General features: G+C 48.7%; 10 protein-coding genes. 6 read left to right on the top strand and 4 right to left on the bottom strand.

Annotated features, from left to right (window positions below):
• Positions 1 to 356: 356 nt before the first annotated feature.
• Entirely contained in the window at positions 357 to 1,691 is a 1,335-nt protein-coding gene (locus NG795_RS15030; RefSeq protein ID WP_367289472.1) for a D-alanyl-D-alanine carboxypeptidase, read from the bottom strand.
• A 280-nt stretch (positions 1,692 to 1,971) separates the two neighbouring features.
• Between NG795_RS15030 and NG795_RS15025 the strand changes: the two genes are divergently transcribed.
• From NG795_RS15025 to NG795_RS15015, 3 genes are all read left to right on the top strand, one after another.
• A complete protein-coding gene (locus NG795_RS15025; RefSeq protein ID WP_367289471.1) occupies positions 1,972 to 2,559 on the top strand; it encodes an EndoU domain-containing protein in 588 nt (195 codons plus the stop codon).
• An 8-nt stretch (positions 2,560 to 2,567) separates the two neighbouring features.
• Positions 2,568 to 2,903, top strand: coding sequence for a hypothetical protein (locus tag NG795_RS15020; protein WP_367289470.1), 336 nt, complete (start codon positions 2,568 to 2,570; stop codon positions 2,901 to 2,903).
• Between the two features lie 193 nt (positions 2,904 to 3,096).
• Positions 3,097 to 3,888 (top strand): Uma2 family endonuclease, encoded by a 792-nt coding sequence (locus NG795_RS15015; protein WP_367289469.1) that lies wholly within the window; start codon positions 3,097 to 3,099, stop codon positions 3,886 to 3,888.
• A gap of 114 nt (positions 3,889 to 4,002) precedes the next feature.
• On the opposite strand, the gene NG795_RS15010 is transcribed toward NG795_RS15015, so the two are convergent.
• A complete protein-coding gene (locus NG795_RS15010; RefSeq protein WP_367289468.1) occupies positions 4,003 to 4,713 on the bottom strand; it encodes a hypothetical protein in 711 nt (236 codons plus the stop codon).
• A gap of 66 nt (positions 4,714 to 4,779) precedes the next feature.
• The gene (locus NG795_RS15005; RefSeq protein ID WP_367289467.1) at positions 4,780 to 5,454 is read right to left on the bottom strand and encodes an actin-binding WH2 domain-containing protein; all 675 of its coding nucleotides are present in this window, start codon (positions 5,452 to 5,454) and stop codon (positions 4,780 to 4,782) included.
• A 239-nt stretch (positions 5,455 to 5,693) separates the two neighbouring features.
• Between NG795_RS15005 and era the strand changes: the two genes are divergently transcribed.
• From era to NG795_RS14990, 3 genes are all read left to right on the top strand, one after another.
• Positions 5,694 to 6,665 carry a GTPase Era gene (gene era / locus NG795_RS15000; RefSeq protein WP_436836055.1) on the top strand — a complete coding sequence of 324 codons (972 nt, stop codon included), beginning with the start codon at positions 5,694 to 5,696 and terminating at the stop codon, positions 6,663 to 6,665.
• A gap of 206 nt (positions 6,666 to 6,871) precedes the next feature.
• Positions 6,872 to 8,527, top strand: a complete 1,656-nt coding sequence (locus tag NG795_RS14995) for a DEAD/DEAH box helicase (RefSeq protein WP_367289466.1) — start codon at positions 6,872 to 6,874, stop codon at positions 8,525 to 8,527.
• A 4-nt stretch (positions 8,528 to 8,531) separates the two neighbouring features.
• A complete protein-coding gene (locus tag NG795_RS14990) occupies positions 8,532 to 10,688 on the top strand; it encodes a tetratricopeptide repeat protein (protein ID WP_367289465.1) in 2,157 nt (718 codons plus the stop codon).
• Positions 10,689 to 10,716: 28 nt separating this feature from the next.
• On the opposite strand, the gene NG795_RS14985 is transcribed toward NG795_RS14990, so the two are convergent.
• Complete coding sequence (locus NG795_RS14985; protein WP_367289464.1) at positions 10,717 to 15,324, bottom strand: PAS domain S-box protein; 4,608 nt, start codon at positions 15,322 to 15,324, stop codon at positions 10,717 to 10,719.
• Positions 15,325 to 15,555 lie beyond the last annotated feature (231 nt).

Here is a 15,555-nt window from a genome sequence, read left to right as displayed (position 1 = left end):
GAGAGTATCAATACTCTACCTAAGTGGTTTTTATTCCTGAGTTGATTCTACCTTGTTTACCGGGGGGAAACATTTTTAAATTGGGGCATTTTAGAGTTTCGCAGAAAGTTAGGGAGACTAGCTCCCCCTTTAAATGAGATGGGATGATTCACAGGTGAGTCAGGATGCAGAAGCTGTTAAAAATAAAAAATCAAAACTTGATGTTTAATGCGAGTGATTTAACTTAACCCAGCTTTGAGCAGCAGAGGTAAAGCAGGGAAAGACAAACCGGGTTTCTGGAAAACAATTTGCTCCGTCACAATCGATTACGCCCAGAAACCGGGTGTCTTGTTTTAGTAATTAGGGTGACATTTCCTCTATTGTTTGACGATTTCACTGCGGGAAGTTTTGGTTTTCCGCAGGGGATTTGGGCTTAATTCCGGGGGGAGTTCGGTGACCGATCCCCATTGAGTAACAAACTGAGTGAGTAGTGCTTCTTGTTGAATGCGGAATCCTTCTAGGTTACTGCCGCCATTCATAATCACAAACCAGACGGAACCCTGGGTTTGGGTGGGTAAGGCACCGGCTAAGGCACTCACATCGTTGAGACTGCCGGATTTGACGACAGAGAAGCGGGGAATTTGCCGTTGGTTGAGGATGCCTTCATCTTGTCCAACAATGGCGATCGCATCTCCAATGGTCAGATTATGGGGTTGTAATTCCCGTTCTAATGCCAGAAATAGACCACAGGCGGCGCGAGGGGACATGATATTTTCTTCAGCTAATCCGGACCCGTTGATCAGTTGGATTTCTTGGGAGGGAACTCCGGCAGCAGCAGCGGCTTTTTGGGCGACGATTTGGGGACCTCCCACGGCGTCAGCTAACATTTCCGCCATTGGGTTGTTGCTGTACTGATTCATGCGTTTGACGAGTTCCACCACGGGAAGGGAATAATGACGCACAAGGGGTTGGACTTGACTCGGGGGTGTAGTGGCAACTCGGACTGTACCGGCGATCGCCACTTGGGGTCTGGGAGTACCTGGGGGTAAGGTTTGATATTGGGTTTCCGCTTCTGAGGGCCAAATTTGCCCATTAATGCCTTCGAGGAAGAGGTTACCGGCGATCGCCGAGTCAGTCTCGAAGTTCATATAAAATTTGTCCAGAATCACCAAATCCCCGGTTACCCGTTGAATTCCCATTTCGTTGAGGCGGTTGCCGATCGCCATTGCTTCTTCCCAGACAAACAAGGGGTCGCCTTCTCCTTGGATGACTAAATCGCCTTTTAATTCGCCATTTTGGATGGGTCCGGTTGCGCCAATTTGGGTGACGAATTCGCGATCGGGACCGAAGGTTTGCAAGGCAACCAAAGAGGTGGCGATTTTAGTGAGAGAGGCAGCCGGGAGGGGGGTAGTGCCTTGATGTTGGGCGAGGAGAGTCTCCCCCCGTTGCATCCAGATACCTTGATTTTCTGAGGCAAATCCTTGGGAGGAGAGGCTGTTGATATATTGGGCGATCGCAGCGGTAACCGTGGGGTCAGGGTTATCTAAGGGGGCGATCGTCGGAATTTTTGGGGCTTCGGGAGTCGGAATTTCTGCGATCGAGGCTTCTGCCGAGGGGACTTCAGTTTGGGGGGCTTCTGAAGGATTGCAAGCAGTCATGAGTGCAGATAAGGTGATCAATACAGCAGCAGTCAAACGGGGAGTTTTTAGCATAGGGAATTGATGAAGTCGGTGCAGGTATTCGACACAGAGGATAGCATAAGCCTTGAAGATTCATCCTATCAAATCCTCAGACTAATTAGCAGCCGGTGGCGATCGCTCTCTTCCCCGTTCAAACTTTAGCTCTACCTCACTTTACTTCAAAACCCTCACTTTTCATCAAGCTTTTGCCCATTCATCTCTAGCAAATTTGCGGATGACCTGGAGAGACCCAGTATGATACGGTGAGAGCAAATTTCAAGTCATGAGTAAAATCCGGAAGTTGAACGCACAAATGAACCGCAGATTGGGGCAACTGTTGAACGGCAGAACCATCCGTCAAATCGGAATATGCGCTGTCGCCTGTTTGCTAGTGGCTTTGTTCCAGGGTATAGCACAAGGCCAAGGCATCAATTGTGGGAGTTCATCCCATTGGGTAACTGCTTATAATAATCAGCAGGTGAATCACGCTCACATTTTTTGTGGGGAGGTGAATCGAGAGGGGCGTTTGGTGGGATTTCATGCGCGACCCCGGGGACAAAACCCCTCTACCGTCCGACAATTTAGAGTCACCCAATCCGTGAATAATCAGGGGATTTACGGGGGAGAATGGAGTCATACCTCCGGAGGCGGCAGCAAGTTTTCAACGATGTTTCCCGATCGCTGTACTCCAGAACAAGTGATCAATTCCATTGCTTATGCGGAAGCTAATCCGGTGCAATGTCCTTCTGGCGCACCGCATTGGGCCTGGTGCGGATTAAATGCGCCAACAGACAGCAACCAGCAAACTCGGTTTTGTACGGCGAATAATGGCAGTTCCTATCGGATTGCTGGGGCAACCCATCGAGATGGTAAAATTAATACGGGCTTTCCCTTAAGGTAATCAAGATTATGATCGAACAACCCTGTAACGAAACGGACTGGTTTGACCAAAGTAGTGCTCATCGTCGGGTTTTAGAGTTTCTGACCCTGGATATTCAAAATAGCCAAGAATGGGTTAATCAGTTGTTAGACAAAATAGCAGCATTGGAGACGGGAAAGATTGGCGAATGGACGCGATCGGGGAATGCCTACTATTTGATTTTTTCACCCCACACCGTGACCATAGAGAATCTGTTAATTGACGCAGAACCCATTGAAACAATTTCTCTGCCGGAGTTCAAAGAAGCGGTTTTAAAATGGCAAGATGAGATTGATAATTCTGTTTCAGATTTAAGGAATATTTGAAGCATTTACCGAGGATTTTAGGGAGGTTTTAAAAAAGCTAAAGTTGCTGATTTTTAGGGTGAATCTGGAAGCGATCGCTGTTACAATAGATCTAGCCGTGGGATAATGGGAAAAGACCGGCCATTGCCTTGTCCCTACCCTGTCCCTTGGATTTCTGCAAAACATCATAATTTAGTAATTGGTGGGGAATTTTATGACTAAAGCTGAACTCACCCCAGAACTGCAAACTCCGATAGGGGTGGAGGATGAATGGACTCCCCCGATGCCGCCTACGGATTTAATTTTTGATGATGGAGAATGCTTGGAAAGTAATCGTCACCGGATCGCCATGAATGTGCTGATTGCCGCAGTACATGAAGCCTTTGCTGGGCGGCAAGACTATTTTACTGGGGGCAATATGTTCGTCTATTTTAATAGCGAACAAGCCAGAAATCGGGATTTTAAAGGGCCGGATTTCTTTGTCGCCCTCAATGTTGATGGGACAAAGGAACGGCAAGGCTGGGTCGTTTGGGAAGAAGAAGGACAGTATCCTAATGTGATTGTAGAGTTACTGTCCCCCTCTACAGCCCGCGAGGACCTCGGACACAAAAAGGATGTTTATGAACGTAAATTTAGACTTCCTGAGTATTTTGTTTATGATCCCTTTGAGCCAGATTCATTGCGGGGATGGCAGTTAAAGGGACAAAAGTATGAGGAGTTAACCAAGGACGATCGCGGTTGGTTATGGTGCGATTCTCTCGGGTTCTGGTTGGGAACTTGGGAGGGAACATTGCAACAGGAAACAGCCACTTGGTTAAGGTTTTTTGATGGCGATGGCAATTTGATTCTGTTGCCCGAAGAACTAGCTAAAATTGAACGCCAACGGGCTGAAAATGAAGCGCAACGGGCTGAGGATGAACGCCAACGGGCTGAGGAAGCTCGCTCGGAATTAGAGGCACTTAAAGCCCGACTCCGGGAGAAGGGCATCGATTTAGAATCCCTATAATTGGGGTCATTGAATCACAACTAATCGAAAGGAGGGGCAATTCATGAATTGCCCCTCCTTTGTGGAAAAAATAGGAGTTGATTCAATTTTTTGAGAAATAGGGACGCAGATTGATTAATTCAAGGTGCGATTTTGAAGGCGGCGAATTTCGCGATCGACGCTGACGCCAATTTTGAGGGCTTGATTGAGCAATCGCCCATATTCGGTGGCTTCGTCGCTGATTTGTAAGTGGTTTAAAGTGGCGAGATTATTTTCTATTTTAGCAAATAATTCATAACGACGGTCAATAAGGTCTTGATTTTCTCGGAGAATTCTATCGGTTCGCAAGCTGCCGAGTAAACTGTCTCGGGTAATATTAAGGGCTTCGATAACTTCCTGGCGATCGCTGAGTTGGATTTCGCCCCCGGCTGCTTCTATTTTATCTAAAATATCGAGCGATCGCACGACTTCGTTATATTTTTGGATTTCATCGAGAAGGGTTAAAAAGGTCTGGAATTTTTGTGATCGCCTCCATAAATACAAGTTAAGAATGAGGGTTGCACCTCCAGCGATTCCTCCGGTGAATAGCAGAAAATAAAAAGTTGTCGCCATCTCTTGTCCAGATAACCCGGAATTGCGAACCATTAAGATTCCCAGTGGCGTGAGTAAAATGAAGAAGAGGACCAAGATAAACAACTGGGCGATCGCAAAGGAGATCAGTTTGTTCAAATTTTGGAGAAAAGCAGGGCGATAGGCTAGACTTAACCCAATATCGTTCACATCCACCCCAGCGATCGCCTCTAGTTCGCTTTCGGTGACGATGGCATTTTCTAAATCGGGGCGCATAAACTCTTTAATCCTCCTATTTTCTCCTAATTTTCTCAAGGGTTTTCCCCGGCGATCGCCCTTGTTTTAATACCCCAATAAGCGCCCCACGATTTGCAAGACATTGACGTAAAAATTGCCTTCTAAATCTCTAAACAGTTGGAAATCTCCCGCAGATCCAAAAAAGGGTCTTAGGGTCCAAGCCATTTGGGTCCCCACAAAAGCATAGAGCAATAACCAAAATTGAAGCAATTTAGTCCGCGTATCCTGCCCGGTTATTTCGGGTTCGGCGAGTAGCTGCATCCCTTCATAAAAGAATTTTATCCCCAAAAATCCGGCTAATCCTAAAATTGCGACATTCAGCAACAGAAAAAAATCATAACTTTGGGTACTAATCAGGAAAAATAGGGTGATTGGGGCGAATCCAAAGAGGATAGCGCTCATAATCGCTTCCGCAGTCATCAGTAAAGTTAAATACTGGGTGAAACTCCGTTTTGACCCAAAAATAATACTGAAAATGTATAACGTAGGAAAGCAAATCAGCAGGGTTAGCAGATAAAGGGCCGGTAATTTAAAAAACGAAGAAATGACTTGCATCCAACTATGAGAGGCCCCGATAATTGCCCCATAGATTCCAAAAAAGACGGCACTCGATATCAGGAGAGCAACGATTTTGTTGGTGAGTTTTACGCCTTTTTTGATTTCTTCCAGAAAGGATTGGCGATCTTGCAGCAGTTTAACCAGCACTGAAAAGTAATTCATGATACTTCCTGTCAGGTAAGGCTTTGGCTTTGATTTGGGAATTTTAGCATCTCAATTCTGGACTGTCAGGGATTATTGCAAATTCTTAACAGTCGTTTGCAAAAAGTAACGAAGTCAGGTGAGCCGATCGCCTGGGGTTGCTTCTGCACTAAACCGCCAGATTGACCGTTGAGATGTACATAAACTCCAAAAAATTTGTCAAGGTTTTCTGAAAATGAATTAAAATAGAAAGAAACTGTTTGATTTTTTTAGGAGGTACGACCCTGAATCCCTCAGATTTTTCTGTCATTCCCGAACCCCCTGCCGGGTTTAAATCCGGGTTTATCGGGATTATCGGACGGCCCAATGTGGGCAAGTCTACCCTGATGAATCACCTGGTGGGACAAAAAATAGCGATTACTTCCCCGGTGGCACAGACGACCCGAAACCGTTTACGGGGAATTTTAACAACCCCGGAAGCACAATTTATTTTTGTGGATACTCCCGGGATTCATAAACCCCATCATCAACTGGGAAAGGTGTTGGTGAAAAATGCGATCGGGGCGATTTCTACTGTAGATATCCTACTTTTAATGGTGGATGGTTCAGTGGAAGCGGGGGGAGGCGATCGCTTTATTACGGAAATGCTCACCCAAACAAAAACGCCGGTTATTCTAGGTCTGAATAAAATTGACTTACGGTCTAATTTATCCCGTCCGCGAGATGTAGAAGTCATTGATCGCAGCTATCAGGAACTTGCAGAAAATCTCCATTGGCCAGTCGCCAGATTCTCAGCTACGACTGGAGAAGGACTAGAGGATTTATTAACCTTACTGGGCGAACGTTTAGAACCCGGCCCTTATTACTATCCTCCAGATTTAGTCACTGATCGCCCGGAACGCTTTATCATTGGCGAACTGATTCGAGAGCAAATTCTCTATTTAACCCGAGAAGAAGTGCCTCACTCGGTGGCCATCAGCCTAGATCTCATGGAAGAAACAAAGGATTTAACCCGGATTTTAGCAACTATTTATGTAGAACGTCCCTCTCAAAAAGGAATTATTATTGGCAAAGGTGGACAAATGCTCAAAGCGATCGGATCAGCGGCCCGAGAACAAATGCAAAAACTCATTGAGGGTAAAGTCTATTTAGAAATTTTTGTCAAAGTTCAACCCAATTGGCGACAATCTCGCATTCAATTGGCTGAATTGGGGTATAAAATAGAAGACTAAAGCATCAGTTGTCGGCAGGTGGGTTAATAGAGCGAACCTCCATCATTCTGACAATAAATGTAGCAATCATGGTAGGGTGGGCACTGCCCACCTCCAGTCGGTGGGCAGTGCCCACCCTACTCTACTACGGTAATATTTTCCCGGGGATTTCATGGGATAGCGACGCTCTAGTACAATGGGTGAGAGATAGAACACTTGATGAACTGATGGGCCGCATACCAACGATTACGTTTGACCGGGGAACTTTGTTGCTGCATCCACCACCGCGAGGGAAAGGGTGGATTGATTTTGCCACTTGGGATGAACGGGTGGAAAAGTTTCGCGTGCGTGCGATCGACTATCGTCCGTTGATTGAGGCGCTCAAAGCGGAGGGGACGGAATTTATTGATGAGGCGAAGGGGTTTGGACCTCTGGAGTTGGTCCCGAGTTTTGAGATGCCGCCTTATCAACATCAGGAAGAGGCGCTGACGGCATGGAAACAGGCGGGACGATGGGGAGTGGTGGTGTTGCCGACTGCGGCAGGGAAGACGTATTTAGCCCAGTTGGCGATGCAGGCGACTCCGCGCACGACCCTGATTGTGGTGCCGACGTTGGATTTGATGCATCAGTGGTACGCGCATCTGGCAGCAGCGTTTCCCGATGTGGAGGTGGGGTTATTGGGGGGCGGTTCTCGGGATAAAAGTCCGATTTTGGTGGCAACGTATGACAGTGCGGCGATCCATGCGGAGGCGTTGGGAAATCGCTATGCGTCGATTGTGTTTGATGAGTGTCATCACTTGCCGACGGATTTTAATCGGGCGATCGCTGAATATTCCATTGCGCCTTATCGGTTGGGATTAACGGCGACTCCTGAGCGATCGGATGGCAAACACGCGGATTTGACTCAGTTAATCGGTCCGGAAGTCTATCGTAAAACGGCGGAAGATTTAGCCGGTGGTGCTTTAGCAGAACATGAAATTGTCCAAATTAAAGTTAAACTCTCCAAGTTAGAACGCGATCGCTACGATCGGTTAATTAAAACGCGCAATGAGTTTTTACAGCAATCTCACATTGCTTTGGGCAGTCTCCAAGGATGGCAGCACTTTGTCCAAGCTTCAGCGCGATCGCCTGCGGGACGTCGGGCCATGTTAGCACACCGGGAAGCGAAGGAGATAGCCCTGGGCACCGATGGAAAAATGCGGATTCTTGCGGATTTACTGGCTCAACATTCCCCCGAACGAATCCTGATTTTTACCGCAGATAATGCTACAGTTTATCGCATTTCCCAGGATTTTTTAATTCCCGCCCTCACCCATCAAACTCCGGTGAAAGAACGTCACGAAATTTTAACTCGATTTAAAGAAGGAATTTATAAAACGATTATCGCATCTCATGTTTTAAATGAAGGGGTAGATGTGCCAGATGCGAGAGTGGCAATCTTGCTATCGGGAACGGGTTCAACGAGGGAGTATATTCAACGGTTAGGTCGAATTTTACGCAAAGGAACCCAGAAAAATAAACGAGCAATTTTGTATGAAGTAGTGGCAGAAGATACAGCGGAGGAAGGGACCTCGCAACGGCGGCGGGGTCTGGCGAAAACTACGCCACAAACCCCTAAAACCGGACCGGAAACTCCTGGGTCAAAACCCCAGCCGTTAAAACTCCTACCGGGTTCCTCCTCGCCTAATCCCGCGCCTACGCCGATTTATGGGGTGGGTAAAGCATCGCGGAAAAAGGCGGCGGAAAGGGCCTCGGAATGGGGGGAGAAACAACGGAAATCCTCCGAACATTCGGAACAGGTTTCGAGTCAAGACTATCCAGAGAATGAGTTTCCTAAAAATACTTCTGAATCGGACGAAGGAAGCGATAACTACCCTAGATAAATCTATGAAAAAATCAGTCGTTGGGACCGTGGGATTGGGGTTAGGGATGATGTTGTTCATGAGTGGCTGTAAGCTGTTGGAACCTTTGGCGATCGCCCAGGGGGTGACTTGTCAGGAAGAACAGAATATAGCCGATGACGGGCGCTTGTTTGAATTACGCGATCGCGCTCAAAATCATATCCAATCCGGCAAACTGGATCAGGCAGCAGAGGACCTGATTGAGCTATTTCAAGGGATGCAATCGGTCAGTAAAAACCGAGATAGAGTCCTATCCTTCATTGAAGTCGTCAATGGTACTCAGGCACAAGAGGGGATGTTAGAAACTCTGGTTAATCGTCTGGTGGAACAGGGAGAGAGTTTTCAGGCAGACTTAGTCCTGGATGCGGCAGCGGGAATGAGTAATAGTTTGGATACCGGATATAGCTATGCCAAAACCCGGACTTTGGCAGGAATTGCACGGTTGTATATCCAAAGGGGACAACGAGATCGCGCCCGGACAACCCTCGCCCGTGCTATTCTAGCAGAAACGGGCATCCGAGGTGCGGCATTTAAAACCAAGGGATTAAGTGAAATTGCCCGAACCTATATTGCCCTGGAAGATACCATTCAAGCCTCACAAATCCTGGGGCGATCGCTCCATTATGCCCAATCCATTGTCTATCAGGATGCCTACAGTCAAGCCTGGGATTTCCAACCCCTCGCCATTTATTATGGTCAAGTGGGACAACTGGATAAAGCTTTAGAGCTTGCTGGAACAATTTCCGAGGCTTATTATCGGAGTCAGACTTTTGCAGAAATTGCCAAGAATTTGGCGGCCAAAGGTAACATTGAACGCGCCCATAAAATTGTTTGGGATCACGTCAGTGACACGGAAATTAAAGCCCGGGGTTTAGCAGAAATTGGGTTGCGATCGGCTAAACAGGGACAAACCGATCGCGTGATTCCTTTATTTACAGAGGCTTTGCGTCAAGCCAATTTAATCTTAGATCCAAACGGTCGCATGGTCGCCCTTTCCCCGATTTTAATCCATTATGCGGAAGCGGGATATCCGGACCGAGCTTTACAGGAAATTGCTCCCCTCGAAAGGCCGGAAATTAAAGCGAAAGTCCTCAGTGCCATTGCGCTGGAATATGCGACCCAAGGACAACGGGAAAAAGCCTCTACTATTGCCAACCAAGCTTTAGAAACGGTCCGCACAATTCCTGACAATTTTGAACAACAACTGCTTCTCCCGGATATGGTTGAAGATTATACTCGGTTGGGACTGTATGAAGTGGCGATTCAAGCGGCCCAACAAATTCCTTATCCCGAAAAAAAACAGGATCTTTTGTTAGAATTGGCAAGGGAAGCCGCAACCCGAGGAGATGATGAAATTGCGATTAAGGCTGCTGAAATTATGCCGATTAACTTAGTGGCCGTCGCTTTTGTCTATCAAAATCTTGGCAAAACTGAACGGGCGACTGAACTGTTAAGCCGAGGCATGAAGGCGGTTGAATCCCTAGAAAGTAACGAGCTAAAATTTGAAATGTTGGCCTCGGTTGCGGTAGAATATGCCAAAGCGGGACAACAGGCTAAGGCTGAAGAGTTATTTGCCCAAGTGCTCTTAATCAGCAACCAGGTTCAAGAAAATTCCTATGCCTGGGTCACAGTGTTTGATCGGCTGATCGAGGGTAAACGTTATGACTTTGCCTTGCAGCTAGTCCGCAGCATAAAAGATGAATATTTCCAAAGCACCTTAATTAAACGGCTGATGGAGACGTTCATCCAAGAAGGAAAAATTGCTGAAGCCTATCAGGTGATAGAATTGTTAAAATCCCCGGCAGAAAAAGTTAGTAACTTAATCCTCCTAGCCGATAAAAATTTGAAGGCGGGAGAGCGAGATATTGCCCGGGAAGCCTTAGCCAAAGCCTTTGATATGGCCAGGACAGTTCCGGGGGAAGAATCTAATGTGATGAGATTTGGGGGACAGTACGATGACCAGGGGAATTGGTTTGGTTACACCGAAGTAGAAGACCCGATGGATCGGGGGAGTTTGTATGAAGAAATCGCCATTCGATATGGGCAATTGGGGGACTATAACGCGGCCATGCAGGTGGTGCGATCGCTGCAAAGTCCGACCCTGCAAAACCAAGTGCAACAGCGGTTAGCCTGCTATCGGTAACTCTTGACGGCGATCGCCTCTCCCCGGATTAGGGGGTATGACGCGATCGCGCCGCAAGGCGTTCGACTACGGCGATTAACTCCGCTGTATCCACAGGTTTCGGGAGGTGGATATCATATCCCGCTTTGAGGGCGCGGGTGCGGTCTTCTGAACGTGCATACGCTGTGACTGCGGCTGCGGGTAAATATCCCCCTTCCGATAATTCCATCCTTCTGATCTGATGAATCAGAGTATATCCATCTTCTTCCGGCATAGCAATATCAGAAATTAGCACTTGGGGGTAAAATTGGGGAATAGCAATCAGGGCTTGGCGGACCGAGGCTGCTGTCTGGACCTGTGCACCGCACTCTTCCAGGACGAGAGTGAGTAAACCCCGAGCATCGGCTTCATCATCCACCACCAGCACTCTCACACCCTCCAGCGAATGGGTCGGATTTAACTCCGGGGGAGACTCTACACTCAGAACTTGAGATTCGGTCCGTTCCGAAATCTCACACCGAGGCATCAGAGGCAGTTCCACGGTAAACATCGCCCCTTGACCCAATCCAGGACTATCCGCCGACACTGTACCCCCGTGGAGTTCGGTGAGGTGTCGCACAATCGCCAGTCCGAGCCCGAGTCCATTATAGGCGCGAGTGCTAGAACTATCCGCCTGCCGAAAGCGATCAAAAACATAGGGCAGAAATTCGGGTTTAATCCCTTGTCCTGTATCCACAATCCGGATTTGTATAGAAGTCTGGAACTGCTCCAAAATAGCCGTGACGCAGCCCTCCGGGGGGGTAAATTTAATGGCATTGGAGAGTAAGTTCCAGACAATTTGCTGCAAGCGATCGCGATCGCCCGAAACGGGACCCGCATGGCGATCCAGTTGAGTCCTCAGTTGAATATGTTTAGCCTCCGCAGCGGGACGAACCGACTCGATCGCCTCTTTGATGGCTTGGTTCAGGGAAACCGAAGCCACATTCAGACGTAATTTCCCGGTAATAATCCGAGATACATCCAGCAGGTCCTCGATCAATTGAAACTGTAATCGGGCGTTGCGTTCGAGGGTTTCCAGGGCTAATCCCATTTTTTCCTCAGACAGTTTGCGATGGCGTAAAATTTGCGCCCATCCCAGAATGGAGTTGAGGGGGGTTCGCAACTCGTGAGAGAGAGTTGCCAGAAACTCATCTTTGAGTCGGTTGGCATCTTGAGCTTCCCGATAGAGACGGGCATTATCTAAGGCGATCGCCGCTCGATGAGCCAGCTTTTCTGCCATAATCAGGTCAGTGCGATCATAAGAACGACTGCCTGCCTCTAACACAAACGTGATTGTCCCCAGGGTTTTTCCGCGTGCTTTGAGCGGTACACACATTCCGCTATGGAGGCGCAACTCGCGCAAAATTCGCAAATGTTCTGCATCCAATGCCGCCTCAATTAACAGCGATTCAGGAATATGCGGATACAGTTCCGATTCTCCCGTGCGAAGGACGTTAAGTTGCCCCGTTGCCATGTCTTTTTTCGGGGGGTAGCGGCGAAACAGTTCTTGGGCGAGTTGTTCTTTAGCTGGGTCGATGTGAGCTACCGCCAGCCGCTCAATCGTGCCATCTTTTTCCACCACATCGATCGCACACCAGTCCGCCAGAGTAGGGACGGTGAGATGAGCCACACTATCCAAGGTCGTTTGGTAGTCGAGGGAATTGGCTAGAACGCTGCTCGCCGTGGCTAAAAACTGCTCTTGCTGCTGCGATCGCTTGCGATCATCAATATCGGTGGCTGTTCCTAACCACTTGAGGAGGCGATCGCCCACTCCGGTAATCGGATTCAAGCGGAGATTGTGCCAACGGTAAACTCCATCCAACCTCCGCAAGCGCACTTCTATTTCGTAGGCGGTTGCCGAGTTGCTCGCCTTGCGCCAATGGGCGAGAGCTTCGGGGCGATCGCTCGGATGAATCCAGTCTAGGGCTGATCGTTGCAGAATTTGTTCTAAACTCAGCCCAATATAATTCACCCCACTGGGATTGCAATATTCCAGTTTTCCTTGCAGCGTAAACAAAAATATCATTTGGGGGAGAGCTTCCGCCAGCGATCGATACAGTTCTTCGCTGTTGCGGAGGGCTTCTTCGATCTGTTTCCGGTGGGTAATATCCACAAAAGCTCCCACCGCGCCTCGCGTTTGCCCATCTTCATCAAGGATCGGCGCGGCATAAGTCAGAAACTCAATCACTCTCCCATCTTCATGCATAGCATCCACTTCAAACTCTAGCACTTCGACCTGATGTGTGGCCGCATAGCGCATGGGAAACTCTTCGGGAGCCAGTTCCTGGCCATTGTGATAGAGCTTAAATCCATGGGCGGTTGCTTCAGGTTGGGGGTGATAATGGGTAACAATCGGGGAGGCAATTCCCAAATTGTGAGCCAAAACTGAGTTAAACTGGATCTGTTCACAGTGCGGATCTTCGGAAATGGCAATGCCAATGGGGATAAACTTGACGAGGGTTTGTAACTCTTTAACCCGGCGCTTTAGGGTGCGATTCAGCTTGAGAATTTCGCTCTGCGCCCACTGACGCAACGTGATATCGGTTGTGGCTCCGATCCATTTATAGGGTTGTCCCTGCTCATCCCACAGGGCCGTTCCCCGATCGCTCCAATAGAGATAAATCCCATCGGCCCTTTGAATTTGATACTCTTCATCAAAGGGTTCTCGGGTCTGTAAATGCCGGTCTATGGCATTTTCGACTCGCTCCCGATCGCTCGGATGGATGCGATCCATCCAAGCTTGGCAAGTGCGCTCAAATCCTCCCGCCTCATATCCGAGTTGTTCGTCAATGTTCCCAAACCATTCCACTCGTCCTGTAGCAATCTCCCATTCATAGATGAGATCGCTGGTATTTTCCGCTGCAATCCGAAAGCGTTCCGTAGATTGACGCAGGGCCGCTTCTGTAGCGTAGCGATCGCTGATATCAATGCCGGTGCCAATGACATATTCCATCTCTCCTTTGCTATCACATAGGATCGTGTTTGACCAGGAGATCGCTCGTCGGTCCCCATTTTTCGTTACCCAGTCGTTGATATACTCCTGGGGCACCGCCGTTGAGCGCAGGTTCTCGATCACTCCTTTGATGGACTCGATTTCCTCGGGAACCACCAATCGATCCCAAATATACAGCCCTTGCACTTCTGCAAAGGTATAACCCGTGGTGGTTTCGCAAGCTTGGTTAAAACCCACAATCCGACCTTGGCGATCGAGAATCACCACTAAATTAGGAATCGCATTCACCACCGCCGCCAAAAAATCCCGTTCTTGGTGGAGTTCCATGCTGGCTGATTCCGCGCCCTCACCCTTGTCTCGGAAATACGCACAAAGCCCTTCGGCCTGAGAATAAAATCGCACTTCAAACCGCTTTTGTAACGGGGGATAATCCTCTTCGAGTTCGATGGTTCTTCCCTCTGCTAAGGCTCGATGAAACCCTCGATAAAAGGAACTCCCGAGGCTTTCGGGAAAGACATCCCACACATACTGTCCCACCAGGTTTTCTGCCCGGTGATTCAGCAGTTTCGCCCCGGCTGGATTAATATAAGTATAGCGCCCCTCTCGGTCAAAACAGGCAAACCCATCGGTGATGCTGTCCAGGAAAGTTAGAGGGTCTTCCTTCCGTCCATCGGTCAAGTCCCGTTGAGTCAGGTCCCGGCGTTCTGGATTTTGGCTAGGGTTAGGGTTTGTTAAGTGAGTGTTGACCCGAGTCAGCAATTCATGGATACACCCTGAACCGTTAAGAAACTCTGGCCCCCGCTCGATTTGGGCGGTAGACTCCATCGGTTTCCCTTCGATCACTCCTAGGGGAAACTGGATCACGGGGATCTGTTTTCCGTTGACTCCGGTCCCTAGTTCCTGTAGCCAATCTAAGATTTCCGGGGCGATCTGATCAGTGAGAATCGCCGCAGGGGAGAACTCCCGGGCGACATCCAGGGCCGTTGTGCGATCGCCTGCGGTTTTGACTTGATATCCTTGACGGACCAATTGGGACTCTACATAGTCTCGGCGAACCGAGTTATGATCCACCAGCAAGATCCGGGCAGAGGGTGCAGCTTCCTCTTGGCGTCCCTCTAATGATTCGGGGAGGTTTTCCTCGTTCTCAGGGGGTTCATTGCTGGGGGTAGGCAGGGCGATCGCTGTCGTCAAGACCCCACAAACTTGATTGTCTTCCGTATAGACTGGACTGTGAGACAGATTGAACCACCCCACCACCTCCGACCCCGGGCAATCGAACACCAAACGGCAACTCTCTGTTCCTATGCCTTCTCCACTGTTGAACACTTGTTCTAACATTGGGCAGAGCAGCTCCCAGGTTTCCCGGGGAAAGACCTCCCGTCCCGGTTGACCGAGGAAATCGGGATGATTGGCGTCCCCCACCCACCCCAGGGCCGCTTTGTTGTAGATGAGCCGTCGCTCTGGACCCCACCAGAGCAGGGTCGGAAATTGGGACGATAGACCCAAACTCACCGCTGTCCGCCAACTGGGATGCCAAGTTTCCATTGCTCCCAGGGCTGTGCTGGACCAGTCACGAACCTTGTTTAGGCGCTTCAGATCAGCGATATCTGTCCATCCCAATTGTTCTCTCCTTGTCTTCCGCTTGGCTGGCTGCTGTTCCATCATCTACCGAGGTCCTGGTTGTTTGGGTGTTCAGATTCGCTCACTTGCTAATTATCGTTTATCTACTCATCTTTGGTGTACATTTTTTTAGGAAATTTTACCTCTACCAAAGGAAGGATTCACTCAAAAAAAGGATTAGGCTTTTTAATTTTAGAGAGGGATTCGCATTTTTTGAAAAAAAGTTTCTACCTCATTTAGGGATTGGGATGGCCACTCCTCACCCACTTTCATCTC

Source organism: Laspinema palackyanum D2c (assembly GCF_025370875.1).
Taxonomy (GTDB): domain Bacteria; phylum Cyanobacteriota; class Cyanobacteriia; order Cyanobacteriales; family Laspinemataceae; genus Laspinema; species Laspinema palackyanum.
Note: the sequence above shows the minus strand (reverse complement) of the source record. Positions and strands in the feature narration are given on the sequence as shown.

What these genes read in the sequence shown, in the direction of transcription:
- NG795_RS14985 (WP_367289464.1), bottom strand. Translation starts at nt 15,324, where the DNA reads ATGATGGAACAGCAGCCAGCCAAGCGGAAGACAAGGAGAGAACAATTG.
- NG795_RS15015 (WP_367289469.1), top strand. Translation starts at nt 3,097, where the DNA reads ATGACTAAAGCTGAACTCACCCCAGAACTGCAAACTCCGATAGGGGTG.
- NG795_RS15020 (WP_367289470.1), top strand. Translation starts at nt 2,568, where the DNA reads ATGATCGAACAACCCTGTAACGAAACGGACTGGTTTGACCAAAGTAGT.
- NG795_RS14995 (WP_367289466.1), top strand. Translation starts at nt 6,872, where the DNA reads ATGGGCCGCATACCAACGATTACGTTTGACCGGGGAACTTTGTTGCTG.
- NG795_RS14990 (WP_367289465.1), top strand. Translation starts at nt 8,532, where the DNA reads ATGAAAAAATCAGTCGTTGGGACCGTGGGATTGGGGTTAGGGATGATG.
- NG795_RS15030 (WP_367289472.1), bottom strand. Translation starts at nt 1,691, where the DNA reads ATGCTAAAAACTCCCCGTTTGACTGCTGCTGTATTGATCACCTTATCT.
- NG795_RS15025 (WP_367289471.1), top strand. Translation starts at nt 1,972, where the DNA reads ATGAACCGCAGATTGGGGCAACTGTTGAACGGCAGAACCATCCGTCAA.
- NG795_RS15005 (WP_367289467.1), bottom strand. Translation starts at nt 5,454, where the DNA reads ATGAATTACTTTTCAGTGCTGGTTAAACTGCTGCAAGATCGCCAATCC.
- NG795_RS15010 (WP_367289468.1), bottom strand. Translation starts at nt 4,713, where the DNA reads ATGCGCCCCGATTTAGAAAATGCCATCGTCACCGAAAGCGAACTAGAG.